Genomic DNA, 25,089 nt, shown 5'->3' with positions numbered 1-25,089 from the left:
CAACGAAATAGTAGGTGTTAATGGTGACGAGGGTACACCTGTTCCCATTCCGAACACAGTAGTTAAGCTCGTTTACGGTGACAATACTTGGCTGGCGACGGCCCGGGAAGATAACTCAACGCCTACACCTGCGGATCGCAGATCCGCTCGATATTCCTCAATAGCTCAGTTGGTAGAGCATGCGGCTGTTAACCGCAGGGTCGTTGGTTCGAGTCCAACTTGAGGAGCCATTCAGACAATGCTTTGCCGTCACTTTATCGTGACGGCAGGGTAAAGTCGATTCCCTATATGGGCCTTTAGCTCAGTTGGTTAGAGCAACCGGCTCATAACCGGTCGGTCCCGGGTTCAAGTCCCCGAAGGCCCACCAAATTAAGTTAATATGGCCCGGTAGCTCAGTTGGTTAGAGCGCTAGCCTGTCACGCTAGAGGCCGTGGGTTCAAGTCCCATCCGGGTCGCCAAAAAACGGTACCGTAATCGTGCCGTTTTTTCTTTCGCTGCTATAGCTCAGTCGGTAGAGTGCATCCTTGGTAAGGATGAGGTCACCAGTTCAAATCTGGTTAGCAGCTCCATAAAAACGCCTGATCATTTGATCAGGCGTTTTTCTTTTACTGCAAAACGCGATCTTTGTCGAGAAATGACGATAGAAAACTATTTTCACCTCTTGCTAGTCGATTTTTGAAATGATAGAATATCTGTAGGGAGATGTCGATATGTCTCTGTATAAATTTTATCGAGCGATAGATGGAGATTTTGAAGCAGCCTGCCGTCGCTTTTACAACGAGAATATGCTGCAGAAATTCCTGATCCGATTTTTGGACGAGCCCTGCTGCGCGGAATTGAACGATGCCTTGGGTCGGCACGATCGCGATGCGGCAATCAAAGCGGTACACACGCTGACCGGACAGGCACGCAGCTTTGGCTTTATACGGCTGGAAAAGAAGAGCGCAGCACTGTTGCAAGCGCTGCGCGGCAATCGGGATGAGGAAATCACGGAACTGCGATACGAAGTCACGGCCGAATACATCGGCATTGTGCAGGCAATTCGCTCTCTGGCCTCTGAACTGGGCATTTTTATGTAATCTGCGTGTTAAACGCCTAATGTGTCCTCAATCACATCAATCAAATGGATGGGCGACACCTGAAGCGTATTTAGGCGTTCGGTAAAGGCGCGAGCTTCCGGCTCACCGATGAACACATCGGGGACGAAGCAGGTTTGTCCGTGCTGCGGATCGTGAGCACTGATACCGAAAGATATGTAAGCTCCGGTCTCAGGCGAATAGTGATTTTTTCTGATTACTTTGTAGACAAACATGATGCTTCCTCCGTCGATATTTGCTGATGTTCCCACTTCATTTGGGAACATGTTTATTTTATCAGAAGAATCACGCGGTTTTTGCTATTCTGTGAAATTGGAACAGAATCTTGTGAAATCGGCAGAATGTGTTAAGAAACCGCTAAGAAATTCGACAAAAACTGACGAGAAAGGACTGTCAATAACCATGCTGCGGGTCGCAATTTGTGATGATTCGGCGTTAGAACGAGATATCCTTGCGGATTTTCTCAGTCATTACTGCAATTCACATGCGATTGACTATTCCTACAAAATGTACGACAGCGGTGAACCGCTTTATTATGAGCTTGGGGATGGCGGATGGTTTGATATTATTCTGCTGGATATTCTGATGGACCCGCCGCTCGGCATTGACGTAGCACGCCGTCTGCGTGAGATTGGCTACAAGGGCACGATCGTATTTTGTACTGCTGCGCTGGATTTTGCACCGGACAGCTTTGAAGTCGGTGCATCCGGTTATCTGCTCAAGCCATATACCCCGAAGACGTTCGAGCGAACCATGCACCGTGTATTGTCCGATATCGTCGAGAATACATACGCGATCAAGAATCGTTTGCAGGTGCTACACATTCCGCGCGAAGAGATTATGTATGTGGAAAGCCATAACTCACAGTGCATTCTGCATCAGGCGGGCGAAAAGACATACACACTATATAAAAAACTCAGCGAGATTGAGCAGGAACTGACGGCTCCGTGTTTTCTGCGGTGCCACCAGAGCTTCCTTGTGAATATGAACTACGTCAAAGCTGTGGATAAGGACTTTATCCTTACAAACGACGATGTGGTGCTCATTCGCAAGAAAAATCTGAAGGAATTGCGGCAAGTCTATTTTGATTACTGCAAACAGATTCATAATAGATATTGAGGATAATCTGTATTAGGCAAAGTTAAAACACGGATTATCTGAAAAACGAAAAGCGTCCCATTGGGACGCTTTTCGTTTTGGGGGAAGGAGAAAGAAAACTTCATTTTCCATTCTCAATTCTTCATTTTCAATTATCCCAAAGCTGTATCCAGCACCATCATCACCAGAAAACCCGCCATCACACCAAGCGTGCCCGGATGTGAATGCTCACCGAGATGTGCCTCAGGAATCAGCTCCTCGACCACAACGTACAGCATCGCGCCTGCCGCAGCGGACAGCAGCCACGGCATGAACGGTGTCAGCGCGGACGCGCACAGCACGACAAGCACGCCGAAAATCGGCTCAACGATGCCGGACAGCGAACCGTAAACGAACGAGCGCGTACGGCTCAGCCCCTCCTGATGGAGCGGAAGCGCGACTGCGGCTCCCTCCGGGAAATTTTGAATGCCGATGCCAATGGCAAGCGCGCCTGCCGCTGCAAACAATCCTGCGTTGCCGGTGTGCTGCGCAGCGCGAGCGAATGACAGACCGACAGCCATGCCTTCCGGAATGTTGTGCAGCGTCACTGCAAGAACAAGCAGCGTGGTTCGCCGAAAGGAGGATGGCAGACCTTCGGCCTGCTCTGCGCCGCTGTGCAGGTGCGGCATTAAGCCGTCCAGCGTAAGCATAAGCACCAAACCAAGGATAAAGCCGCCTGCAGCGGGTATCCAGCCCGGCTGGCCGTTCTGCGCGGCCTCGTCAATCGCGGGAATGAGCAGACTCCAGATGGACGCGGCGATCATCACACCGGACGCGAATCCGAGGAAAATCTGCTGCATCAGAGCGCTGGACTGCCGTTTCATAAAGAATACCATGGCGGCGCCGATCGTGGTCATCAGGAAGGTGAAGCCTGTGCCTGCGGCCGCCCAAAGCAATGTCTGCTGTATCATACGCACCTCTCTTTTTAATTGGTTGGTTGTTGCTAACTATGAGCATAGCACCGAACACACTGTCTGTCAATAGGGGACTTGACAGAAATGATATAATATTAGTATACAATCCTATGAGAATAAAACAGGAGGGTTCCACTATGGCGGCATCCCGTGAAAAAGTGTTATATTTCGAGCCGCAGCCGAGCGAACAGACTGCGGCACTTAAGACCGTGCTCGTTCGCATGGGCGTGCGGATTAAGAACGTCGAAGCAGTCTCTGCCGGTCAGACGGTCGGCTTTCTGCTGAACCGCAGGGGCTTTGAGCCGACTGATGGGACTGCAGATGCGCCTTCCGCACCGATGATGGTGCTGGACGGCTTTACCGAAAAGAGACTGGACATTCTGCTCCGTGAAATGAAGGCATACGGTGTTTCCGTGCCGTACAAAGCCATGGTCACCGAGCACAATATCGGTTGGACGCTGAGTGACCTGTTTGCCGAGCTGGTGCGCGAGCATGAGGCTATGCACCAATGATCGAGCGCGTACTGAACGATTTCGACATCGACCAAATCGCAAACTCCGGTCAGTGCTTCCGCTTCCACAGGGTTGGGGATAAGTCGTACAACTTAATTGCGGGAGCACACCTGCTGAATATTCAGCAGAATGGCCGGACCGTACGGTTCGACTGCGATGAAGACGAGTTTAACGCCATCTGGCGGCCGTATTTCGATCTGGATGCGGACTACGGCCGCTGCAAAGCCGCGGTTGCCAAACGCGATACCTATCTGCAGAACGCCGTTGCATACGGCGGCGGACTGCGTATTCTGCGGCAGGATCTGTGGGAAACTATTCTATGCTTTATCATCTCGCAGCAGAACAATATCGCGCGGATTACCAAGTGTGTCGAAAATTTGTGTTCCCTTTTCGGGGAAATCTGTTATAATAAGAGTGAACAGGTATACAATAGCATTCCCACGGCAGAGCGTCTGGCGGTGTGCACGCCCGAGGACCTTGCACCGGTGCGGCTCGGCTACCGCGCCAAATACATTTGCGCTGCAGCACGGCAGGTCGCGTCCGGTGAGGTCGATCTGGAAGCTATCCGGCACATGGATTACGCCCGCGCCAAAGCCGAGCTGTTGCGTCTGACCGGTGTCGGCATCAAGGTTGCGGAGTGTATCTGTCTGTTTGCGCTGCATCACATCGACGCGTTTCCGGTCGATACGCATATCCGTCAAATGCTGGACACACACTATCCGAAAGGGTTTCCGCTGAAACGCTATAAAGGCTTTGCGGGTGTCATGCAGCAGTATGCATTTTACTATGAATTATCACTGAAAGGCTAAGGAGTGTTCAATATGGCAGTAGTAACCATTACGAAGGAAAATTTTGAGAACGAAGTGCTGAAGTCGGACAAGCCGGTCCTGCTGGACTTCTGGGCAACGTGGTGCGGTCCCTGCCGCATGGTTTCGCCGATCGTGGACGAGATCGCAAACGAGCGTGACGATATCAAGGTCGGTAAGATCAATGTAGACGAGCAGGGTGAGCTGTCCATGCAGTTCCGCATTGTCTCCATCCCGACCCTGATCGTGATGAAGAACGGCGAGGTTGCCAATAAGGCTGTCGGCGCTATGCCGAAGGAAGAAATTCTGAACCTGCTCGGCTAAAATCAAAACCGGATCAAAAGAGCTGACTCCATCGGAGCCAGCTCTTTGCTTTGCACCTAAAAAGTTTGTATTGAGCCGGTTTTCTTTTCTTTCGTGCGACAGCTTTTGTTTACCGTTCTGCGGTTTTGTGCTATACTAAAAATACTACCGCCAATATTTCTGATATAATGGTAAGGTATGATTTGGCAAGAGGATATATGTTTGGAGGAGCTTGCGTGAATCGCATTTCTGATAGTATGTTTCACTCCCGCAGCACTGCATGCAAGAAGCCGTATGGCGCGGTACCGGCAGGGCAGGCGGTCGAGTTTTCTGTTTATCCGCAGCGGGCACAGGGCGCGCTGCATGTTACCCTTTGGATTGAGGAAGACGGCTGTCAGGCCGAATCCTATCCGCTGCACTGGTGCGGCTATCAAGGCTCGCACGATCGGTATACGGTAACCTATACGCCGCCGCACCCCGGTCTGTACTGGTATTATTTCTCGGTGGAGCTGGCGGATGGTCTGCACTACTGTGCACGCGGCTACGGCGGTCAGGCGGAGTTGCTCGAGTCGGTCGGCGATAAGTACCAGCTGACCGTATACGACGGCGAGTACCATACGCCGCGCTGGTTCGGTGAGGGCATCACCTACAATATTTTTCCGGACCGCTTTTGCCGCGACAAGGCGCCCGAGCAGCCGGAGGGCGAAGGCGTGATCCCGCGTGTGCTGCATCAGAACTGGGACGATATTCCGGTATACCTGCCGGATGAGCACGGCGAAATTCTCAATAACGACTTTTTCGGCGGTACGCTGCGCGGCGTATACGCCAAGCTGGATTATCTGGAGAGCCTGCACGTTACCACCATTTATTTCAATCCGATCTTTCAGGCGTATTCCAATCACCGCTACGATACCGGCGATTACAAGCGCATCGACCCGCTGCTCGGCTGTGAGGAGGACTTCCGTGCGCTGTGCAGCGAAGCCACCAGACGCGGCATGCGCGTTGTACTGGACGGCGTGTTCAATCACACCGGCTACGACAGCCGTTACTTCAACGCACGCGGCCATTATGACAGCGTAGGCGCGTTCCAGTCCAAGGAATCGCCGTATTTCAGCTGGTTTGACTTCCACAACTGGCCGAACGAGTACGGCTCGTGGTGGGGCATCTACACGCTCCCGCAGGTCAATGAGACCGACGGCAGCTATCAGGATTACATCATCGAGGACGAGGACAGCGTGGTCCGCCGCTGGCTGCGGCTGGGCGCGTCCGGCTGGCGGCTGGATGTTGCCGACGAGCTGCCGGACAGCTTCATCCAGAAGCTGAACGCTGCCGCCCGCAGGGAGAAATCCGATGCGCTCATCATCGGTGAGGTGTGGGAGGATGCGTCCAACAAAATTGCGTACTCCGAGCGTCGGCGTTATTTCCAGGGCGGCGAACTGGATTCCGTCATGAACTACCCGCTGCGAGACGCCATCTTCGGCTTTTTGAACGGCGGCACTGCCGAGCATTTCGCGGAGAGCATGGAGTGCATCCGCGAAAACTACCCGCGGGACGTGTTCTACAACCTGATGAACGTTGTAGGTACGCATGACACCGCGCGTGCGCTCACCCTTCTCGGCGTAACCGAGAACGAGTGGAAGATGGACAGAAACGGCCGCGCACACTATCAGCTGCCGCCGGACCGTCTGGAAATCGCCTTGCGCCGTCTGCGGATGGCGGCGGTCATCCAGTTCACCATGCCGGGTTCGCCGACCATTTACTACGGTGATGAGGCCGGTCAGCAGGGCTTCGAGGACCCGTTCAACCGCCGGACCTACCCGTGGGGACACGAAAACCAGGAGCTGCTAGCGTTCTACCGCAAGCTGTGCGAAATCCGTGCCGAGGAGCAGACGCTCGCGGACGGCGACCTGCAGTTCAGCGATACGACAGCCGGTGCACTGCTGCGATACGAGCGCACGAGCGGAGACTCGCGTCTGGTGATCGTGGTCAACCGCGGACACCAGTATGCGGAAACAAAAATTGATGCGCTGTATGCGCTCGACCTGCTCAGCGGCGAGGGCTTCGCGTACGCCGACCCGGACGGTCTGATCGTATCCGTCCCGCCGGAGACCGCCTATATCCTGCGCTGTGTAAATGCAGCCGATTAAGGAGGATTTTTTTCTATGGATATGACAGAAAAACAGCTTTCCAGCGAATATAAGTTCAGAGGCAGGATCATGACCGCTCGTGTGGACGAGGTATCGCTGCCGAACGGCAAAACCGCGCCGCGCGAGGTTTGTGAGCATGTTGGCGGTGTCGGCGTGCTGCCGATCGACAAGGACGGCAACGTTATTCTTGTGCGGCAGTTCCGCTATGCGTTCGATACCGAGCTGCTCGAAATGCCCGCCGGCAAGATGGATCACGGTCCGGAGGACGCTGAGGAATGCGGCATCCGCGAGCTGAAGGAGGAGACCGGCTGTACCGCCGGACGCATCGTGCCGCTCGGCGCGATTTATCCGTCGCCCGGCTTTCTGACCGAGGTGACCTACCTGTTTGCCGCGCTTGACCTGACCGAAGGAGAAATGCAGCCGGATGAGGACGAATTTGTCGAGGTCGTGCGCCTGCCGATCGCAGAGGTAGAAAAAATGATCGAGCGGGATGAGATCCGCGATGCAAAAACGGTGGCGGCTATGTATAGAGCAAAGCTGAAGAATCTTTACTAAGATAAGAGTGGAGATTGGAGAGTGCAGAGGAGGAAAGGGTTTGGATAAGAAAAAAATCCTTGTGGTTGAGGACGAAAAGGCCATTTCAGACATTCTGGTATTCAATTTACAGCGTGAGGGCTACGACACACTCGCGGCGTATGACGGCGCGGAAGGTCTGCGCTGCGCGCTTGAGGAAGCGCCTGACCTGATTCTGCTGGACGTGATGCTGCCCGAGATGGACGGCTTCGAGGTCTGCAGGCGGGTGCGCGCGGAAAAGGACACGCCGATCATCATGCTGACCGCCCGTGAGGAAGAGACCGACAAGGTCATGGGTCTCGAGCTGGGTGCAGACGACTATATCACCAAGCCGTTCTCTATGCGTGAGCTGATGGCGCGCGTCAAGGCGAACATGCGCCGTACCTACGCAGGAGAGGACAGGGAAAAGGCAGAAGCGCCGTCCGGCGGCGGTCTGCGTGTATCCAAGGACAACGGCATGGTGTACAAAAACGGCCATCCGCTCGAGCTTTCCGCGCGGGAATTTGATATTCTGTGCTTCCTGTCCGCTGCTCCGGGACGGGTTTTCTCCCGTGAGGAGCTGATGGAGCAGGTCTGGGGCTATGACTACTACGGCGACTTGCGTGCGGTGGACGTGGCGATCCGCCGTCTGCGCGAGAAGATCGAGGATGAACCGGCAAGTCCCAGATACATCATCACAAAAAGAGGCATGGGATATTACTTTGCTGACGGGGAGTAAGCTATGTTCCGTTCACTACACAGAAAACTGGTGCTGATTCTGGTGCTGCTGATCGTATCCGTTATGGCGGTGGTCGGCACGTTTCTGATCAACAGTATCAACACCTTCTATCTGAACAGCTTTTATGAGCAGATGCAGGCGGTGTTCACGACCGACACCATCCGCTCCATGCAGGAGGCGGCTGCCGAACCCGGCACGGATGGTCTGAAAACCATCATAGATGCACACAAGAGCCGACTCGGCATTGACGATTACCGCAACTATGCTATTCTCGACAGTGAGGGCGGCTTCCTTGACGGCTCCAACCCGAACGTATCCGTCACCCGCACGAGCAACGTCATTGCCGCAATGGCAGGAGAGACCGGAACGCGCTCGGCGGTGTCCGACAGCATTATGGACATTGCGGTGCCGCTCGACAAGAACGGCGACGGTGCGGTGGACTACATCGTGTATATCGCGGACAACAAGCGGGAGATTTCCGATTTGTCGTGGCGGTTCTTCCAGATTGTCATGCAGGCGATGATGTTCGGCCTGCTGGCGGCTATCCTGCTGTCCTTCCTGCTCAGCAAGACCATCACCACGCCGATCGAGCGCATCACCGAGGGGGCGCGGTCGATCGCGGAAGGCAACTTCGATCAGGACCTCGGCGTGCAGTCGTCGGATGAGATCGGCGAGCTGACCCGTTCGTTCAATTACATGGCGCACCGTTTGAAAAACACGGTCGGCGAGGTGCAGGGCGAGCGCGACAAGCTGAACACGCTGTTCCTGCACATGACCGACGGCGTAGCCGCCTTCACGACCGACGGCACGCTCATCCACATGAATCCGGCAACCGAAAATCTGCTGGGCGTGCGTGTAGAGCAGAAGCTGAGCTTTGATGAGATGTTCGCCGATCTGGACATGCCGGATACGGACGAAACCGTCTCGCGCAGCTTCCTTACGAACGAGATTACGCGATTTGGGCGCGTGCTGTCCGTCACGCTGGCGCCTTACGGCGCACTGGACGGCGAGGGCGGCGTCATCGCGGTCATTCACGATGTCACCGAGCAGCGCCGTCTGGATGACGCACGCCGCGAGTTTGTGGCAAACGTGTCGCACGAGCTGCGCACGCCGCTGACGAATATCCGCTCGTACACTGAAACGCTGCTCGATGCCGCCGGAGAGCTGCCGCTTGACACGGAAAAGCAGTTCCTGGGCGTTATTTCGAGCGAGAGCGAGCGCATGGCGCGCATTGTCACCGATCTGCTGACGCTTTCCAAGCTGGATTACGGACGGATGGAGCTGCGTATGACGCGGTTCTCGGTGTCCGATCTGCTGAAAAAGGTGACGAATGCCATGAAGCTGACCGCCGAGGACAGCGGTCACATGATCCTCGTTGAGACCGAGCCGAACCTGCCGCCGATGGTCGGCGACAGAGAACGCATCGAGCAGGTTGTGGTAAATATTCTGTCCAACGCGGTCAAGTACACGCCTTCGGGCGGCAGGATCCGTCTGACGGCACAGCGCGCAGGCGTAAATCATGTGCGCATCACAGTTGAGGACAACGGTGTCGGCATTCCGGCGGACGATGTGCCGCGCCTGTTTGAGCGATTCTACCGCGTGGACAAGGCACGCTCGCGTGCCGCAGGCGGCACCGGACTGGGTCTGGCGATCGCCAAGGAGATCGTTGAGCAGCACGAGGGCAAGATCGCTCTGACCAGTGAATACGGCAAGGGCACGACCGTGACGATCACGCTTCCGACCGACCTCAAGCCGCACGGCAGGGAGGGTAAGGTATGAGAGGTGCGAAACGCTCAGCGAAGAACACCGCAAAGAATATCTCGCTTTTGGTGCTGTGCGGACTGATGGGCGTGCTGTGCGCGGTAAACTGGCTGATGGGTCTGAACATTGCGCAAATGCCCGCAGACAGCGCACTCCGCCGTCTGCACGACCGCTTTGTAGGCGGTGCGGTGGGCTATGAGATACGGTCCTCCGGTGTTTCGGCGGCGGATCCGGCACAGATGGCGCTGACCGTTGACGGCAAGCTGTACGGCGTGCAGTACAATCTGACCGATATTGACGCCGGCATCACGGCAACGCGTTCGCTGTGGTCGCAGGCGCTCACAGGTGAGGGGCTGCGGCCGGCTGATGAGAGTGAACTGTGCACGGCTCTGCGGTCGGGCAGCTGTGCGCTGCTGCGCTACCACGGTGCGATCCCGATGCAGTCTATTGCGGGCTGGCTGGGCGGCTCGTGGAAGGATAACGACCGCCTGCAGGTCGAAACACTGGTGTATGCCGCCGGTGTGCAGCGGCTGTTTGTCCGCATGGCAGATGGCGGACTGTATGCTGCAGATGCAGCGGTCTCGCAGAATGCGCTCGGGGAGGCACAGAAGAACTTCCGCGGTCTGTCGTGCAGCTTTGCGGGAGATGCGTATGCGGTCTATCCGGAAACGCTGCTGTTTGACAGCGAGGCGCTGTCGCTTCCGGTGCTGAAGCCGGCGCAGATCAATCTGTTTGCCGGACAGAGCGGCACCGGACTGGAGGATTTGCTTGGTGCATTCGGCTACACGGCCTACACGGATTTTTACAACGAGCAGGACGGAACTGTCCGCGTGTTCCTCGATGATACGAGCACGCTGCGGCTGAATGCGTCCGGTCTGGTGCAGTACGCGTCCACGGACGGCTCGGCAACGGTGAGCGCTTATGACGAAAGCGATATCACGGATGCGGCGGCGCTGGATGCACAGCTGGACTGCGCCCGGCTGATTCTCGATGCGGCGCAGCGAGCGGGCGATACGGATACGCATGCGTCGCTGTACGCGGTGGAGCGCAGCGGCGAGCAAACCACACTGATTTTTCTGCAGATGTACAGCGGCGTGCCGGTGCTCGGTGACGCGGACTTTGCAACTTTCGTATTCGATGGCAGTGCGCTGCGCACGGCAACGATTCGGCTGCAGAAATTTCAGCCGACCGGCGGCAAACGCACGGTCATGCCTGCAAAACAGGCGGCAGCCGGAGCCTCCGGCGCGGAACGCGGTCTGATGGCAGCCTACCGGGCACAGGACGGACAGTATGTACCGAGCCGGTTCTATCTGAAAAATGCGGCAGAGTGACCGCAGAAGGGAGATGAGAGCGCTTGCAATGGGATAAAGTCAAAAATATACTGATCGCAATACTGCTTACAATCAACCTGTTTCTGCTGGGCAATCTGGCGGTACGCGGCTGGCAAAGCCACCGGAGAACGAGTGAGCTTGAGGCCAATCTGTGCACGCTGGTGAGCGCCAGAGGGATGCAGCTGGATACGGCGTTCTCGTTTCCGGAGGACATCACGCTGCCCGAGCTGTCGCTCGACCGCAGCCGTGCAGATGAGGAAAAAATCGCAGCCGCCATGCTGGGCGAACACGCTGAACGCACCGAGCAGGAGGACGGCACGGTGTGCTTTGAGAGTGACAAGGGCACGCTCGAGTGGCAGGCGGACGGCAATGTGCAGGCGGACTATACGCTGACTGAATCTGCGCCGACTTCCGCATCGGAAGCGCTCGAGCAGGCGCGCCGGCTGTGCAGCCGGTGGGGCTTTCAGGCCGAGCAGGCCCACTGGACGGCGGAGGACATGGCAGTTACGCTGACCGGCTCGGTCGCCGGACTGCCGGTGCACAACCGGCGGCTGACACTGGACTTTTCTGCCGGAGACGGCTCGGTGTCGCTCGTCGGACTGTGGAGCTTCGGCACGCCGTATACCACCGCGAACGGCATCAGCATTACCTGCAGCGCAGCAGATGCTCTGCTGCAGTTTGCCGCAGAAAGCGGCGAAACCGGTACGATCGAGTCGATGACGGCCGGTTATCGTATGCAAACCGACAGCAGCCGCCGTATTCGTCTTACACCTACTTGGAAGATTGACACCGAAACAGGCGAATATTTGGTGGATTGTGACAAAAAGACGATCATCGGTGAAGAAAACTGAAAAACTGCTTTTCTTTATCTGAAATTGTGGTAAAATGTATTAGTGAGATTTTACGCGAATGGGTTTAGCCGCTGTCGGAGCTGCCTGCAAAGAGGGTCGGCACGGACAGTCATTCGCTGACATAAGATACAGTATTCGGAGAAAAACGCGGAGATTTCCGCGCCAAGGCTTAGTGAGGAGTAGGTAGATTGACAAAGTATGTAATCAACGGCGGCAAGACGCTGAATGGTGAGGTGACCATCTCCGGCGCAAAGAATGCAGCGGTCGCAATCGTTCCGGCGGCTCTGCTGGCAGATGGCCCGGTTCGTCTTGAAAACGTGCCCAAGATCATTGATGTAACGCTGCAGATGGAGATCATGCGCGAGTTGGGTGCGCAGATCCGCCAGATCAACGCCACTACGGTGGAAATCCAGAATGCGCAGAACCCGAGCCTCAAGCCGCACGAGCTGGAGCGCAAGCTGCGCGCATCCTACTATCTGCTCGGCGTGCTGCTCGGCAAGTACGGCTTTGCTGAGGTAGCAATGCCCGGCGGCTGCAACTTCGGCGGCGTCCGTCCGATCGACCAGCACATCAAGGGCTTTGAAGCTCTGGGCGCAAAGGTAACGCTGCCCAAGGGCGGTTACATCCGGGTCGAGGCACCCGAGGACGGTCTGCACGGCGCACATATTTATTTTGACGTTGTTACGGTCGGCGCGACCATGAACATCATGCTCGCAGCTGTTCTGGCCAAGGGTCAGACGATTATGGAGAACTGCGCGAAGGAGCCGCACATTGTCGATCTGGCGAACTTCCTAAATGCAATGGGTGCGGATGTTAAGGGCGCCGGCACCGATGTGATCAAGATCCGCGGTGTAGAGAGCCTGCACGGCGGCAGTTACTCCATCATTCCGGATCAGATTGAGGCGGGCACCTTCATGGCAGCCGTTGCAGCCTGCGGCGGTTCGGTTCTGGTGAAGAATGTTATTCCGCGTCATCTGGAGTGCATCACCGCAAAGCTGCGTGAGATGAGCGTTGAGGTCACCGAGTTTGACGATGCGGTGCTCGTTCGCCGCGAGGGCAAGCTGACCAAGACCAACATCAAGACCCTGCCGTACCCGGGCTTCCCGACCGACATGCAGCCGCAGATGACGACGGCGCTGTGTCTGGCAGAGGGCACCAGCATCATCACCGAGGGGATCTGGGGCAGCCGCTACCGCTATACCGAGGAGCTGACCCGCATGGGTGCGAACATTCATGTGGATGGCGCGATCGCGGTTGTTGAGGGTGTCAGGGAGCTGAATGGTGCTCCGGTTCGTGCACACGACCTGCGCGCAGGCGCGGCGATGGTTATCGCCGGTCTGGCAGCCAAGGGTGTTACCGAGGTCGAGCAGGTGCAGAACATCGAGCGCGGCTATGAGACGCTTGTAGAGAAGTTTGTTGCTCTGGGTGCGGATATGTATCGCTCCGAGATTCCGGAAAGCGCCGAGAACAAGTAATTTCTAATTGTAATGAGGAAAAAAGGCGGAGGGAGCATCCTTTCGCCTTTTTTGCAGAATATAAGGCAGATGAGCAGAATGCAAGCAGAATGCATGGTTCGGCGTGCGTCTGATGCGGACATGGATGCGGTTCTCGCTTTTGCTGCGCAGATTTTCGCGGACGAGCAGGATATTCCGAAGGAGCTGAACTTCATTCCGGCGGATAAGCAGCCGCAGTGGTGGTGCATGGAGCAGGACGGCGAACTCGTCGGCACAGCGGCCATCTACCGCGAGGGCGGGCAGTGGCACATGGGCCGTATCACGGTCGCGCGCAGACTGCGCGGACAGCACAAGGGAACCTTTCTGCTGAAATGTGTGCTGGAAGATGTTTTTGCACAGGATGTGGATAACATTTCCCTCGAAGCGAGAGACGCAACGGTGCACATTCTTACCGGATTCGGCGCAGAGATTGCCGGGGAACCGTTCGCGTTTTACCGCGGCAATGTCACACCGATGATTCTAACGCGAACCGCCTTTCTGCAGCACACAAACGGATGAAAACAACTGCTGAAGGAGTACTATGGCAGAGCATTATTATTACAGTATCGCCAGTGGTTCGAGCGGCAACTGCGGCTTATATATGGCGGACGGCACCGCGATCCTGATCGATCTCGGTGTGTCGCTGCGCAGGATTACAACTGCGCTGAAGGCACTGTCGCTCACGTTGGAGGATATTTCGGCGGTGGTGCTGACGCATGAGCACATTGATCATGTGAAGGGACTGCCGATGTTTCTTAAAAAAGCGAAGGCGCCGGTGTTCGCCACTCGCGGCACAGCCGAGGCTTTCGAGGAAAAGAATCCGGAGTACGCCGACCGTCTGAACGTATTCGACAGCGGCGAGCGCTTCTGGGTCAGGGATGTGGACGTTGTGCCGTTTCCGACGCCGCATGACGCAGCCGAGAGCACGGGCTACATATTCGAGCACGGCGGCAGCCGGTTCGGCTTTGCGACCGACCTTGGCTTTGTGCCGCGCGATGCGGCCGAGCTTCTGCGCGGCTGTGAAATGGTCGTGCTGGAGAGCAACCACGATCCGTATATGCTGCAGGCCGGTCCGTACCCGTATTCACTCAAGATGCGCGTTGCCGGACCGAGCGGGCACCTGTCCAATCCGGACTGCGCCGTGTTTGCAGCGGATCTGGTGAAAAGCGGCACGCGAACGCTTGTGCTGGCGCATCTGAGTGAGAAAAACAACATGCCGGAGCTGGCGCGGCAGCAAACGCTGTCGGCGCTGCGCGGACTGCCCGCGTGCGAGGTGCTCGTTGCGCCGAAGGAGCACATGGAGCATCCGGTATCATTTGGGGAGGAAAGGCTATGCTCTCTGTCCGGCTGATCTGCGTCGGAAAGCTCGGAGAAAAATTCTGGGCAGACGCCGTAAAGGAATATACCAAGCGCCTCGGCGCATATTGTAAATTAGAGATCATCGAGCTGCCCGAGCAGCGCTTGCCGCAGACGCCCTCTGAGGGCGAGGTCGCGCAGGCGCTCGAAAAGGAAGCCGCGCTCATCGAGAGTAAGCTGCTGCCCGGCGCGTCTGTGATTGCGATGTGCGTGGAAGGCAAGCCGATGTCCTCTGAGCAGCTGGCGGACTATTTCGGCAAGCTGACCGTATCGGGGACAAGCAAGATCTGCGTACTCATCGGCGGCTCGTGCGGCCTGTCCGAGCGGGTGAAAAAGAAGGCGGCGCTGCGGCTGTCCATGTCATCGATGACGTTTCCGCATCATTTGGCAAGAGTGATGGTGCTCGAGCAGATTTACCGCGCGCTCAATATCGCAGCGGGCGGCAAGTACCACAAGTGAGAAGAGGGACAGCATGACAAAAGAACAGCTCGCGGCGATCGCCGTGGTGCTGCTGCTCGGCGTAGTCTTTTTTGTGCGGCTGTACCGTCGGCAGCAGGAACCGCCGAAAGAGCCGCCAAAGCCGAGGCCGCAGCCAAAGACCGGCAAAATGCGCTGTCCGATGTGCGGCGCGGAAGCAAAAGTCACGGGCAAACAGTGGGAGTGTCCGTGGTGCGGTGACTCCGGCTGGCTCAAATAAAGTTTGGGTATAAAAACAACCCGGTTAAATGTGGCTAACATCAAGAAAAACCATTTACTTTATTCATAAGATTTTGTAAAATGTAATATAGATGAGAACGCGGTTATTCGCACGGGACAAATGCGAAGCCGCGATGAGGGAAATTATATTTCAGGAGGGGCGTCCCATGATTATCACGATAACGCTTAACGCTGCACTGGACCGTACGCAGCGTATCGAGCACCCGCTGCAGGTGGGCAAGCTTAATCGCGCGGTGTCCAGTCATCTGGAACCGGGCGGCAAGGGCATCAACGTGTCGCGCGCGATCAAGGCGTTGGGCGGCAGCAGTATTGCGCTTGGCTTCAGTGCGGGCACAAACGGCCGCATTATGAAGGACATGCTGACAGCAGCGGACATTCACCACGATTTTGTTGATATTGCGGGACAACTCCGTGTCAATACGCAGATCATTGATGCGCAGGGCGGCCATACCGAGGTAAATGAGCCGGGCAACAAGCTGGATGATTCGGATTTCCTGCGTTTGCTCGACCGCATGGAGAACTATCTGGACGAGGGCAATATCTTCGTTCTGTCGGGTTCTACGCCGCCGGAGTTCCCGCTGAAGAACTACCGTAAGCTGTGCAAGACCATCAAGAAGCACGGCTGCAAGCTGATCATCGACGCACAGGGCGAGCTGCTGCAGGAGGCACTGAGGTGCGAGCCGGACTTTGTAAAGCCGAACATCTTCGAGCTGGCTGAGGCTGTAGGCGACAAGCCGTCCGCCGATCCCGAGGTCGTTGTACATTCCGCACGCAAGATGCTGGATATGGGCGCAAAGGCTGTTTGTGTTTCCATGGGTCAGGAGGGCGCTCTGCTGACCGCAAAGGACGAGCCGGAGTCGCTGTACGTTACTACCAACCCGAAAATCTACGACGAAGGTGCGGTCGGTACCGGTGATGCAATGGTCGGTGCGATTGCAAACGCTATGCATGCGGGCATGAAGTTTGACGAGGTGGCACGCTACGCCGTTGCGATGGGCCGTGCATGTGCCCGTCTGGCCGGCACCGAGATGGCCTCTCTCAAGAAGGTTTACGAGGTGTACGAGACCACGCAGGTTTACGTTCTGTAAGCAATACACAAACTATGGAGAGAACAACGAAACACGTTGTTCTCTCTTTTACTCTTTTCGCGATTACTTCAAGGAGTTAACAAATATGGATAAAAAACAATTACAGCAGCGCGTCACGGAGCAGCGCCGCCGCGTGCGCCGCAGACTAACCATTCGCGGCGTACTGTCGCTGCTGGTCGTGCTGACATTCATCCGCTGTGCGTTCATGCAGCGGTATGAGAATATGTTCGTGTGCGTGCTGTCGCTTGTGCTGCTGGCGATGCCGACGCTGATTGAAAAACAGCTTGCCATCGACATCCCGCCGATGATGGAAGCTATCATCTACTGCTTCATCTATGCCGCCGAGATCCTGGGCGAGATCAACTCGTTCTACACCATCATTCCCGGATGGGACACCATGCTGCACACGATAAACGGATTTCTGGTCGCGGCCGTCGGCTTCTGCCTGGTCGATCTGTTCAACCGAAGCGAACGATTTACCTTCAAGCTGTCGCCGCTGTTCCTGGCTATCGTGGCGTTCTGCTTCTCCATGACGGTCGGCGTGCTGTGGGAATTTTTCGAGTTTACCGCCGATCAGGTGATGCACACGGACATGCAGAAGGACTATGTTGTGCACGAGGTCAACACGGTGTCGCTCAACCCGGACGGCCTGAATGTGCCGGTGCATGTGCCAATCGAGTCGGTCATCGTCAACGGTGAGGACTGGACCGAGCAGCTTGGCGGCTATCTGGATATTGGCCTGATCGACACGATGAAGGATCTGCAGGTCAACTGCATCGGTGCAATCGCGTTTTCCATCATCGGCTTTTTCTACGTCAAGCACCGCGGCAAGGGCAAGCTGGCGGCAGCGCTCATTCCGGTCGTGCTCGATCCCGAAAAAGAAAAAAGTAAAAAAGATGAGCAAAACAGGGAACCAAATGACGAGTGATTCCGTCTAATTCAATACTATCCCCGAAAACGATCTGAAGGAGAGTATGGAAGTATGATGAAAAAACGAATGACCGCAGGTGCGCTTGCGGCTTTGATGGCGGCTTCGCTGCCCATTACCGCGTGCGCGGCTCAGAATTCGGCGCCGCAGCCGCAGCTGAATACCGCAGAGCATATGCAGTATATGAACGGCTACACGGACGGCACCTTCCGCCCGGATGCATCCATCACCCGCGCAGAGGCGAGCAAGCTGCTCACGTCCCTGCTGGTGGACTGGGGTGAGCATAGGGATTATCTGTTTAGCGATGTTTCGGTTTCCGCGTGGTATGCGAATGCCGTCTGTCAGATGATTAATTTCGGTCTGGTGAACGGTTACACGGACGGCACATTCAAGCCGAACGCCAAGATCACCCGTGCAGAGTTTGTAGCGATTCTGTCGCGCTTCCCGCACACCGACATCGGCACGGACAAGTCGTTTGCCGATGTACCCAGGACCAACTGGGCGTACAATGCGGTGCAGACCGCTCTGGCACAGGGCTGGATTTCGGCAGGCACGAATTTCCGCCCGAATGCGCCGATTACCCGTGCGGAGACGGTAACTATCCTCAACCGTGTGCTCGGCCGTCAGGCGGATGAGTTTACGATCAATACGAGTGAGGGCATCCGTATTATGCCGGATGTGCCGAACACGCACTGGGCATACTGGGATATGCTTGAGGCAACCACCGACCATAAGTTTGACAAGTCGAGCGGCTCCGAAAAGTGGACTTCGTTCGATAAGGAGACTACCGATTTGACGCCGGGCTGGCATAATATTGGCGGCAAGCTGTTCCATGTCAACGATGACAAGCAGTTTGACCATGACAAGTTCATCGGCTCGCTCGAGCTTGACCATAACGGCTACTACATCACCGGCTCGACCGAACTGGACGCGCTGCTGGCTTCGGCAGTAAAGAGCGTTGTCAAGGACAGCATGACCCAGCAGCAGAAGCTGCGTGCGGTGTATGATTACGCGAAGAATACGTTCGGCTATCTCGGCATCGGCGCGGCTGACACTTCGAAGAGCGACTGGGCGCTGACCTCCGCGACCGATATGCTTAAGACCCACAAGGGCAACTGCTACTCGTGGGCGGCAGGCTTTACTTACCTCGCCCGTCAGGTCGGCTTTGATGCACAGGCGATTCCGGGCACCGGCGTTTCGCCCAAGGGCAGTGAGTCGGTTCACGCGTGGACCGAGATTACCATCGACGGCACGGCTTACACCTTCGACCCGCAGATCGAAAGCGTGTATAAGAAGCGCTACAACGAGAATTACGACCTGTTCATGAAGAAGTACGGCGAGGCTGCCTGGGGCTATAAAAAGCCGGAGGTGACCGAGCCGGAGCAGCCGGAGACCGTCAAGGTGGACGAGCAGCTTTCCGCACTGGTGAGCAAGATTTACGGTGCGCGTCCGTTCGGCGGCATGGGCGTTGCCGAGGAGGCACTCTACAACGGCATGGGTGAGGACGGCATGAGCCGCGGCCTGTTCTGGTACCTTGGTACGGATGACATCAAGTTTGAGGCAGGCGTGGCCTCCGAGTCTATGATTACCTCGCAGGCACATTCCATCGTTGTTCTGCGCTTTGCGGATGAAAAGCAGGCGGCAGACGCGGCGGCTAAGCTCAAGACCACGGTTGACCCGCGCAAGTGGATCTGCGTAGGCGTTGATGAGGCCAAGGTTGTCTCCAAGGGCAAGCTGGTCTGCGTTGTGATGGACGACGAAAACGGTGATTACTACATCAATAATTTCAAGGCGAATGCCTGAAACTGACCTTGTGAAACTTGCGTGAACTGACACTTTCCTAAAGCCACAATATCGCATACAATAGGCTTACAGACAGAATTACTGGAAAAGAGGGTATGCGATATGACAGGAAAAAACATCAGAAAGCTTGTGCTGGCAGCACTGCTGGCGGCACTGACGGCAGTTGCTACGATGATCATCCGCATTCCGACGCCGACACAGGGTTACATTCACCTCGGTGACGGCATGGTGCTGATCTGCGGCATTCTGCTCGGTCCCGGTCTGGGTGCACTGGCAGCCGGTATCGGTTCGATGATGGCAGATCTTATCGGCGGCTACATGGCATGGGTGCCCGGTACGTTTGTCATCAAGGCGCTGACCGCTCTGCTCGGCGGCTGGCTGTATCACCACATGGCAGGCAAGGGCATGAATACGATTACCCGTGTGGTTCTGTGCGGCATTCCGGCAGAGATCATTATGGTTCTGGGCTACTTTGTGTATGAGGTCGGCATGGAAGTCGTGATGGGCAGCAGCATGGGCGCTGCGGCAGCCGCGGTTGTTCTCGGCGTGCCGATGAATATCGTGCAGGGCATTGCGGGTATTATCGTTGGTGCGGTGCTGCTTCCGGTACTCAGTCACGCAAGCGCGGAGATGGGCGAGAAGATTCGCGCTTGATAAATGGATAGGAAAAACGGTTCCGTCTCCGGAACCGTTTTTTTATGCGAATTTTGATTTGTTATCGTGTGATTCTCTGTGGAACGGCGGGATGGGGTCATCCCGCCGCTGCTTTAATTGTGCGGTATTGCCTTAATAAACGGTTTCACACCATACGGTTACGCGATTATCCCCAACCTGTGGATAAAGAAAAGGACAGGAAATTTTCCTGTCCTTTTGGTTTATATGCGGTTACTCTTCCGAAGCAAATACGCCGTAAATCGCGCTTGCGAGCTTCTTGAAGATATTCACGATACGCGCAAGAACGCCTTCGTCGGCAGCATCCTGATCCGAGGTGATAGCACCATCGTCATCGTCGGTCGAAATCTCCTGCGTGCGCAGGATGAACTGCAGACTGCTCGGTGTCGGGTTCATACTGCTCGTGACAGACTGCAGGTCGGCCGAGGAGTCGATATTGAGGATGTTGGTATCGTCCTCAAGGTCGGTCTTAGCGTCGTCGATGGCATTATGAATATCATCGGTCGCGTTCTGCAGCTTATTCGAGCTGTTCGAGCGGGAAGCCTTATCAAGCACATCGAGCAGGCCGTCGAGCGTGGTCTGTGTGCTGGCATCCGCGTCGCTGCGGACCGAGCGCAGTGTGCTGTTGACCGTGTCGAGCAGCTGGTAGGACGCGGTGAGCGTTTTGGTGGTGGTACCGATCAGCTCGGTGCCCTTGTCGATGGAGGACGAGGTGCTCGAGGTCAGCTGGTTGAGCGACTCGGTCAGTGCCGGAATCTCGGTCAGCTGCTGGTTGACGCGGCCGAGTGTGGTGTTGGCGAGTTCGGTCAGCTTTTTGCCCTCGGCGGTGAAGTCCTGACCGAGGCCCTTGTAATCGTCGAGAATGTCGCAGATGTCGTCGAGATTGTCGAGGATACCGTCCGAAGTGGTGAGAAATCCGGAAAGGGAATCTGCAGTACCGGAGATGGTAGAAGTCAGATTTCTCATCGAAGTGGTCAGGTCACTGCACTTCTTAGAAATGTCCGATATAAGTTTACCAAAGGTTTCTGCGGTTGTTTCGTCGATGACTTGCTTCTTTACCAGTAATTGCAGGATGTTAGTCAGTGCAGAACCAATGCTGTCATTCGTGTTTTCAAGGGCTTTGATACGATCATTCAGGGTTTTCATATCTCTTTGAATATCGCTCAGGTCATCCTTCAGATTCTTAATATCACTCTGCAACTCACTGATGTACAGCCATTCCGAACCTGTCTTGTCATCCAGATCATCCATGAGATCCTCGAGATTATTCAGCGAGGTACGGATATTCTGCAGCAGCGTCTGGTACTCGGTGATATCCGCACCGGACTCCTCGAACGTATCGAGAATGCTGTTCGTGGTCGCGTTCAGCTTAACGAGCGTGTCCTTGGTGTTATTCAGTTCCGGGATCAGCGAATCGCTTTCGCCGGTCAGCTTTTCCAGAGCGGTCAGCGCGGCATCCGTTTTGGGATCAATCGTGCCGCGGTCCTTGATCAGCTGCTGGCGCACGGCATTGATGCCCGAAATACCGCTCGACATCGTACCCATGCCGTTCTGCATGGACTGCATGGTGTCGAGCATGCTGCTCATGCCGGAGTACAGGCTGTCGCCGGAATCGCTCAGGCGGTTCTTGACGTCCTTCAGGTCGGAGATGATATCTAGCGAGGACAGAGTAGCCGGCGTCATAAACATAAACATACCCATGCTCTCAAAGTTCTCCGAGCCGATACGCACGGTGAATGTGCTTTCCTCGCCCGGCATACCCATGAATACGACCAGCTTGTAGGTGCCCACGGACTGAACCTGTGCACCCGGTGCATCAATGGAAAGCGCCTTGCTCATGTCGATACCGGTGCCGCAGACGAGCATCATATTGTTTTTGTAGTAGTCGCTCGCGTAGCTGTTCGGCACCGCGTGAATGGTGATCTCTACCAGACCGTTTGCGCCTGCACAGTCCTCCGCCTTGACCGAAACACCGTTCAGCTTGTAGGAAACATCAAAGTTCCACGGCATCTGGATATTGACCTTGTCGGTCGGGATGCACTCGTAGTAGAAGCGCTGCTTGCTGGTGTCGGACAGCTTCCAGTACACCGAATTGTCCTTGATGACCGGCTCGTCATAGGTGCTCATGTTGTACACATCTGCGTAGCTGCCGAAATCGGTGAACTCGGTGTGGCCGTTCAGGCTGACACCCTTTACGATGCGCGTATTGGTCGGCGCACCGTAGTAATCCATGTTGATATATACCGATTCGTCGGTTTCTACCGTGGGCGCGGCGGCCTGTGCCGCCTGCGGCAGCGTGAACGCAAGAACAAGCGAGGCTGCGGTCAGTCGGCGCAGCTTATCTGTTTTCATGGTCGTTCTCCTCCGTATTATCGTTCTGGTTGTCGTTCTGGCTGTTGTTCGGCTTGTTTTTGTCGCTGCCGAGGCGCTGGGCCAGATGCTCAAGCTGTTCCTTCCGCATCTCAATGCGGTTATGGATGCGCATACGCAGCTTTTTGCCGATCATGCGCTTGTGTGCGGATTCTTCGGTCTGCTGCTGTTTGGACGGCTCCTGCGTCGGCGGCATGTAGTTCTGCGGCAGTTTGAAGCCATCGCCGTTCATCAGGTTCTTGAGTTTGAGGCGCAGCTCCTTGTTGCGTGCCTTGCGGTTTTCGCGGATCTGGTTCTGCAGGTTGACGCGCTGCTGGTGCAGCTCGCTCAGGATCGGCAGCTTGATCTTGGTCGCGCGGATCTTGTTCATCTTGGCGTGTTTCTTTTCTGCGTAATCCGACTTGACGATCCAGCGGTCGAACAGCATCAGGCACATCGGCAGGAAGAACAGTACGAGAATGACCGAGATCAGCGCACCGCGGCCGATCAGCTGGCCCAGACCGGAAATCGCTTCGACCGAGGTCATGAAGTACAGACCGTAGGCAACCGTCATAACGATCAGACCGGAGGTCATAACCGATTCGGCGCTGACCGATACCGCCCGTATTGCGGCTTCTTTTTTATCTCCTTGTGAGCGGGCATCCAGATAGTTGCCGGTCATCAATATTGAATAGTCAACCGTAGCACCCAGCTGGATACAGCCGACGATGATAAAGCCAAGGTACATGGTTCGCTGACCGTAAATGTACGGCAGAGCGGTGTTGATGAAGATCGCGCACTCGATCGGGATGAGTACGACGATCGGCAGGATCAGTGCCTTGTAGGTTATCGCGATAACGAGTGCTACACCCAGCAGGGAAACGATGTTGACGCGGTTGTAGTCCGGCACAATAATATCCTTAATATCCTGCGTGGACGGCGTTACGCCGACAAGGTAGGTCGTTTCGTTCGGGTAATACTTATCAATGATCGCGCGGATGTTGTCCGAGAATTTGAAGGCATCGTCACTTTCACCGGCGGAACGCACGTTGATAATCACGCGTGCCCAGTTTTTCGAGTGCATCAGGCTGGTGATGTTCTCCGGCAGGAAATCCTCGGGAATGCCTTCCGGCAGAACGGACGACAGACTGAGCGCGTACTTGACGTAGGACAGGTCGTCGATCTCCTCGGTCATCTTTTTCTCGGTGATGTTGCTGTCGGGCGGGACAAGTGCGATCATCATGTTGCTCTTGCCGAACTTGGCATTCATCTGCTGCTCGGCCTCGTAAACCGGTGTACCGGGTGAGTTTGCAACGGCCTCGTTGCCGTAAGAGAAATTCGCCATACCCTGTGCAATATAGCACGGAATGATGATGATAACAACCACAAGAAATACGATGCGACGGATTTTGTACGCAAATTCACCGATGCCGCGGCCCTGTTTGGGGATAAACGGACGGTGCTGCGTCTTGGCAATGATGTTCTGCGAACGCAGGATAAGCGCCGGCATGAGCAGCAGCACGGTCAGCAGGCTGAGCGCGATGCCCTTGGCCAATACGAAGCCCATATCCGGGCCGATGCCGAAGTTCATCAGTGCCATGGCGGCAAAGCCGACGATGGTCGTCATGCCGGAAGCACCGATGGATGAAAAGGCGGTTCGCCAGGCGTTCGCCATCGCCTGTTCGGGTTCGGCACCGGTTGCGCGCTCCTGCGTGAAGGCGTGCAGCAGGAAGATGGAGTAGTCCATCGAGCAGGCCAGCTGCAGCACCGCACCAACGGCGTTGGACAGGAACGAAATCTCGCCGAAGATGATGTTCGTGCCCATGTTGATGAGGATTGCAATGCCGAGCACGGACAGGAACAGCACCGGCTCAAACCACGAGGTGGTCGTGATTGTCAGAATGATGTAAATAATGACAACGGCCAGTGCCATAACACGGGCGACCTCTTTGTTAATGGTCGGGCCGAGGTTGGTATCCGATACAGCGGAGCCTGCTACCAAACCTCTGTCACCGACGATGTTTTCAATCTCACGCACCGCCTTGTGGGTCTGGTTGGACGAGTCCTTGTCGGTGAAGATAACATCCATGTAGGCGGTGTTATCCTTGTAGTAGTCGTCGATATTGTCATAGTTGATGAATTCGCTCGAGCCGTAGATATTGGTGGCCATATCGCACCACATGACCATGTCCACACCGTCAACGTCCGCGATACGGTCCTTTATGTTTTTGGCTTCGTACAGCGTCACATCCTCGAGCATGACGCGTCCCATGCCGGGATAGGTAAATTCGTCCTCCATGATGTCCAGCGCCTGTGCGGACGGAGACGAATCCGGCAGGTATTTTGTTAAATCGTAGTTGATCCCAACCATCGGCACACAGATTAAACTGAAGATGATCAGTACGATATAGATCTTTTCAATCAGTTTTCGATTGTTAATGATCAGGTCAACAGGGCTATGTCCTTTAAGTTTCACAAAGAAAACACCATCTTTCTCAGAAATAGATATTGTGTAGGATTTCTTTTCGTGTTA

Annotated in this window: 24 protein-coding genes, 4 tRNA genes and 1 rRNA gene; 25 read left to right on the top strand and 4 right to left on the bottom strand. The window is 55.6% G+C overall.

What is annotated here, in order from left to right:
- Positions 1-10: 10 nt before the first annotated feature.
- The 6 genes from rrf to ACWVX6_RS07875 all read left to right on the top strand — a co-directional run bounded on the left by rrf (position 11) and on the right by ACWVX6_RS07875 (position 1,079).
- Positions 11-127: ribosomal RNA gene (rrf, locus tag ACWVX6_RS07900) — 5S ribosomal RNA — on the top strand.
- A 27-nt stretch (positions 128-154) separates the two neighbouring features.
- Positions 155-230, top strand: a tRNA-Asn gene (locus tag ACWVX6_RS07895).
- A gap of 60 nt (positions 231-290) precedes the next feature.
- A tRNA-Ile gene (locus tag ACWVX6_RS07890) sits at positions 291-367 on the top strand.
- Positions 368-381: 14 nt separating this feature from the next.
- Positions 382-458, top strand: a tRNA-Asp gene (locus ACWVX6_RS07885).
- Positions 459-493: 35 nt separating this feature from the next.
- Positions 494-569 (top strand) — tRNA-Thr (locus ACWVX6_RS07880).
- Between the two features lie 141 nt (positions 570-710).
- Positions 711-1,079 carry an Hpt domain-containing protein gene (locus ACWVX6_RS07875; RefSeq protein ID WP_118360649.1) on the top strand — a complete coding sequence of 123 codons (369 nt, stop codon included), beginning with the start codon at positions 711-713 and terminating at the stop codon, positions 1,077-1,079.
- Positions 1,080-1,087: 8 nt separating this feature from the next.
- Here the strand turns inward: ACWVX6_RS07875 and ACWVX6_RS07870 are convergent, their stop codons facing one another.
- Positions 1,088-1,312, bottom strand: a complete 225-nt coding sequence (locus ACWVX6_RS07870) for a DUF6514 family protein (RefSeq protein WP_118360650.1) — start codon at positions 1,310-1,312, stop codon at positions 1,088-1,090.
- Positions 1,313-1,499: 187 nt separating this feature from the next.
- Between ACWVX6_RS07870 and ACWVX6_RS07865 the strand changes: the two genes are divergently transcribed.
- Positions 1,500-2,216, top strand: coding sequence for a LytR/AlgR family response regulator transcription factor (locus tag ACWVX6_RS07865; protein ID WP_455152843.1), 717 nt, complete (start codon positions 1,500-1,502; stop codon positions 2,214-2,216).
- 131 nt (positions 2,217-2,347) lie between these two features.
- Here the strand turns inward: ACWVX6_RS07865 and ACWVX6_RS07860 are convergent, their stop codons facing one another.
- Positions 2,348-3,145 (bottom strand): ZIP family metal transporter, encoded by a 798-nt coding sequence (locus tag ACWVX6_RS07860; RefSeq protein WP_455152842.1) that lies wholly within the window; start codon positions 3,143-3,145, stop codon positions 2,348-2,350.
- Between the two features lie 140 nt (positions 3,146-3,285).
- Between ACWVX6_RS07860 and ACWVX6_RS07855 the strand changes: the two genes are divergently transcribed.
- The 18 genes from ACWVX6_RS07855 to ACWVX6_RS07770 all read left to right on the top strand — a co-directional run bounded on the left by ACWVX6_RS07855 (position 3,286) and on the right by ACWVX6_RS07770 (position 20,189).
- The gene (locus tag ACWVX6_RS07855; RefSeq protein WP_455152841.1) at positions 3,286-3,660 is read left to right on the top strand and encodes a DUF3783 domain-containing protein; all 375 of its coding nucleotides are present in this window, start codon (positions 3,286-3,288) and stop codon (positions 3,658-3,660) included.
- Positions 3,657-4,469 carry a DNA-3-methyladenine glycosylase family protein gene (locus tag ACWVX6_RS07850; RefSeq protein ID WP_455152840.1) on the top strand — a complete coding sequence of 271 codons (813 nt, stop codon included), beginning with the start codon at positions 3,657-3,659 and terminating at the stop codon, positions 4,467-4,469. The genes ACWVX6_RS07855 and ACWVX6_RS07850 overlap by 4 nt, the downstream gene beginning before the upstream one ends.
- A gap of 12 nt (positions 4,470-4,481) precedes the next feature.
- Complete coding sequence (gene trxA / locus ACWVX6_RS07845; RefSeq protein WP_116705145.1) at positions 4,482-4,790, top strand: thioredoxin; 309 nt, start codon at positions 4,482-4,484, stop codon at positions 4,788-4,790.
- A 215-nt stretch (positions 4,791-5,005) separates the two neighbouring features.
- Entirely contained in the window at positions 5,006-6,916 is a 1,911-nt protein-coding gene (locus ACWVX6_RS07840; protein ID WP_455152839.1) for a glycoside hydrolase family 13 protein, read from the top strand.
- Between the two features lie 15 nt (positions 6,917-6,931).
- Positions 6,932-7,471 (top strand): NUDIX hydrolase, encoded by a 540-nt coding sequence (locus ACWVX6_RS07835; RefSeq protein ID WP_118285006.1) that lies wholly within the window; start codon positions 6,932-6,934, stop codon positions 7,469-7,471.
- A gap of 40 nt (positions 7,472-7,511) precedes the next feature.
- Positions 7,512-8,207: a response regulator gene (locus ACWVX6_RS07830; protein ID WP_110436083.1), complete on the top strand. Its 696-nt coding sequence runs from the start codon at positions 7,512-7,514 to the stop codon at positions 8,205-8,207.
- Positions 8,208-8,210: 3 nt separating this feature from the next.
- Complete coding sequence (locus ACWVX6_RS07825; RefSeq protein ID WP_455152838.1) at positions 8,211-9,986, top strand: ATP-binding protein; 1,776 nt, start codon at positions 8,211-8,213, stop codon at positions 9,984-9,986.
- Entirely contained in the window at positions 9,983-11,299 is a 1,317-nt protein-coding gene (locus ACWVX6_RS07820) for a hypothetical protein (protein WP_455152837.1), read from the top strand. Before ACWVX6_RS07825 ends, ACWVX6_RS07820 begins: the two co-directional genes overlap by 4 nt.
- Before the next feature lie 23 nt (positions 11,300-11,322).
- Positions 11,323-12,150: a hypothetical protein gene (locus tag ACWVX6_RS07815; RefSeq protein WP_455152836.1), complete on the top strand. Its 828-nt coding sequence runs from the start codon at positions 11,323-11,325 to the stop codon at positions 12,148-12,150.
- Between the two features lie 188 nt (positions 12,151-12,338).
- Entirely contained in the window at positions 12,339-13,625 is a 1,287-nt protein-coding gene (locus tag ACWVX6_RS07810) for a UDP-N-acetylglucosamine 1-carboxyvinyltransferase (protein ID WP_118761256.1), read from the top strand.
- A 78-nt stretch (positions 13,626-13,703) separates the two neighbouring features.
- The gene (locus ACWVX6_RS07805) at positions 13,704-14,162 is read left to right on the top strand and encodes a GNAT family N-acetyltransferase (protein WP_455152835.1); all 459 of its coding nucleotides are present in this window, start codon (positions 13,704-13,706) and stop codon (positions 14,160-14,162) included.
- A gap of 22 nt (positions 14,163-14,184) precedes the next feature.
- Positions 14,185-14,994 (top strand): MBL fold metallo-hydrolase, encoded by an 810-nt coding sequence (locus ACWVX6_RS07800; RefSeq protein WP_455152834.1) that lies wholly within the window; start codon positions 14,185-14,187, stop codon positions 14,992-14,994.
- Positions 14,976-15,458 carry a 23S rRNA (pseudouridine(1915)-N(3))-methyltransferase RlmH gene (gene rlmH, locus ACWVX6_RS07795; RefSeq protein ID WP_270579837.1) on the top strand — a complete coding sequence of 161 codons (483 nt, stop codon included), beginning with the start codon at positions 14,976-14,978 and terminating at the stop codon, positions 15,456-15,458. The genes ACWVX6_RS07800 and rlmH overlap by 19 nt, the downstream gene beginning before the upstream one ends.
- Positions 15,459-15,471: 13 nt before the next feature.
- On the top strand, positions 15,472-15,696 hold the full coding sequence (locus ACWVX6_RS07790; RefSeq protein WP_270579838.1) for a hypothetical protein: 225 nt from the start codon (positions 15,472-15,474) through the stop codon (positions 15,694-15,696).
- A gap of 166 nt (positions 15,697-15,862) precedes the next feature.
- Positions 15,863-16,804 carry a 1-phosphofructokinase family hexose kinase gene (locus tag ACWVX6_RS07785; protein WP_158580252.1) on the top strand — a complete coding sequence of 314 codons (942 nt, stop codon included), beginning with the start codon at positions 15,863-15,865 and terminating at the stop codon, positions 16,802-16,804.
- A gap of 85 nt (positions 16,805-16,889) precedes the next feature.
- Positions 16,890-17,732: a hypothetical protein gene (locus ACWVX6_RS07780; RefSeq protein WP_455152833.1), complete on the top strand. Its 843-nt coding sequence runs from the start codon at positions 16,890-16,892 to the stop codon at positions 17,730-17,732.
- Positions 17,733-17,786: 54 nt separating this feature from the next.
- The gene (locus tag ACWVX6_RS07775; protein ID WP_455152832.1) at positions 17,787-19,535 is read left to right on the top strand and encodes an S-layer homology domain-containing protein; all 1,749 of its coding nucleotides are present in this window, start codon (positions 17,787-17,789) and stop codon (positions 19,533-19,535) included.
- Positions 19,536-19,637: 102 nt separating this feature from the next.
- The gene (locus ACWVX6_RS07770; protein WP_455152831.1) at positions 19,638-20,189 is read left to right on the top strand and encodes an ECF transporter S component; all 552 of its coding nucleotides are present in this window, start codon (positions 19,638-19,640) and stop codon (positions 20,187-20,189) included.
- 231 nt (positions 20,190-20,420) lie between these two features.
- Here the strand turns inward: ACWVX6_RS07770 and ACWVX6_RS07765 are convergent, their stop codons facing one another.
- Entirely contained in the window at positions 20,421-22,559 is a 2,139-nt protein-coding gene (locus tag ACWVX6_RS07765) for a hypothetical protein (protein WP_455152830.1), read from the bottom strand.
- Positions 22,546-25,032 carry an efflux RND transporter permease subunit gene (locus tag ACWVX6_RS07760; protein WP_455152829.1) on the bottom strand — a complete coding sequence of 829 codons (2,487 nt, stop codon included), beginning with the start codon at positions 25,030-25,032 and terminating at the stop codon, positions 22,546-22,548. Before ACWVX6_RS07760 ends, ACWVX6_RS07765 begins: the two co-directional genes overlap by 14 nt.
- Positions 25,033-25,089 lie beyond the last annotated feature (57 nt).

The sequence above is a fragment of the Butyricicoccus sp. genome (assembly GCF_977037065.1).
Note: the sequence above shows the minus strand (reverse complement) of the source record. Positions and strands in the feature narration are given on the sequence as shown.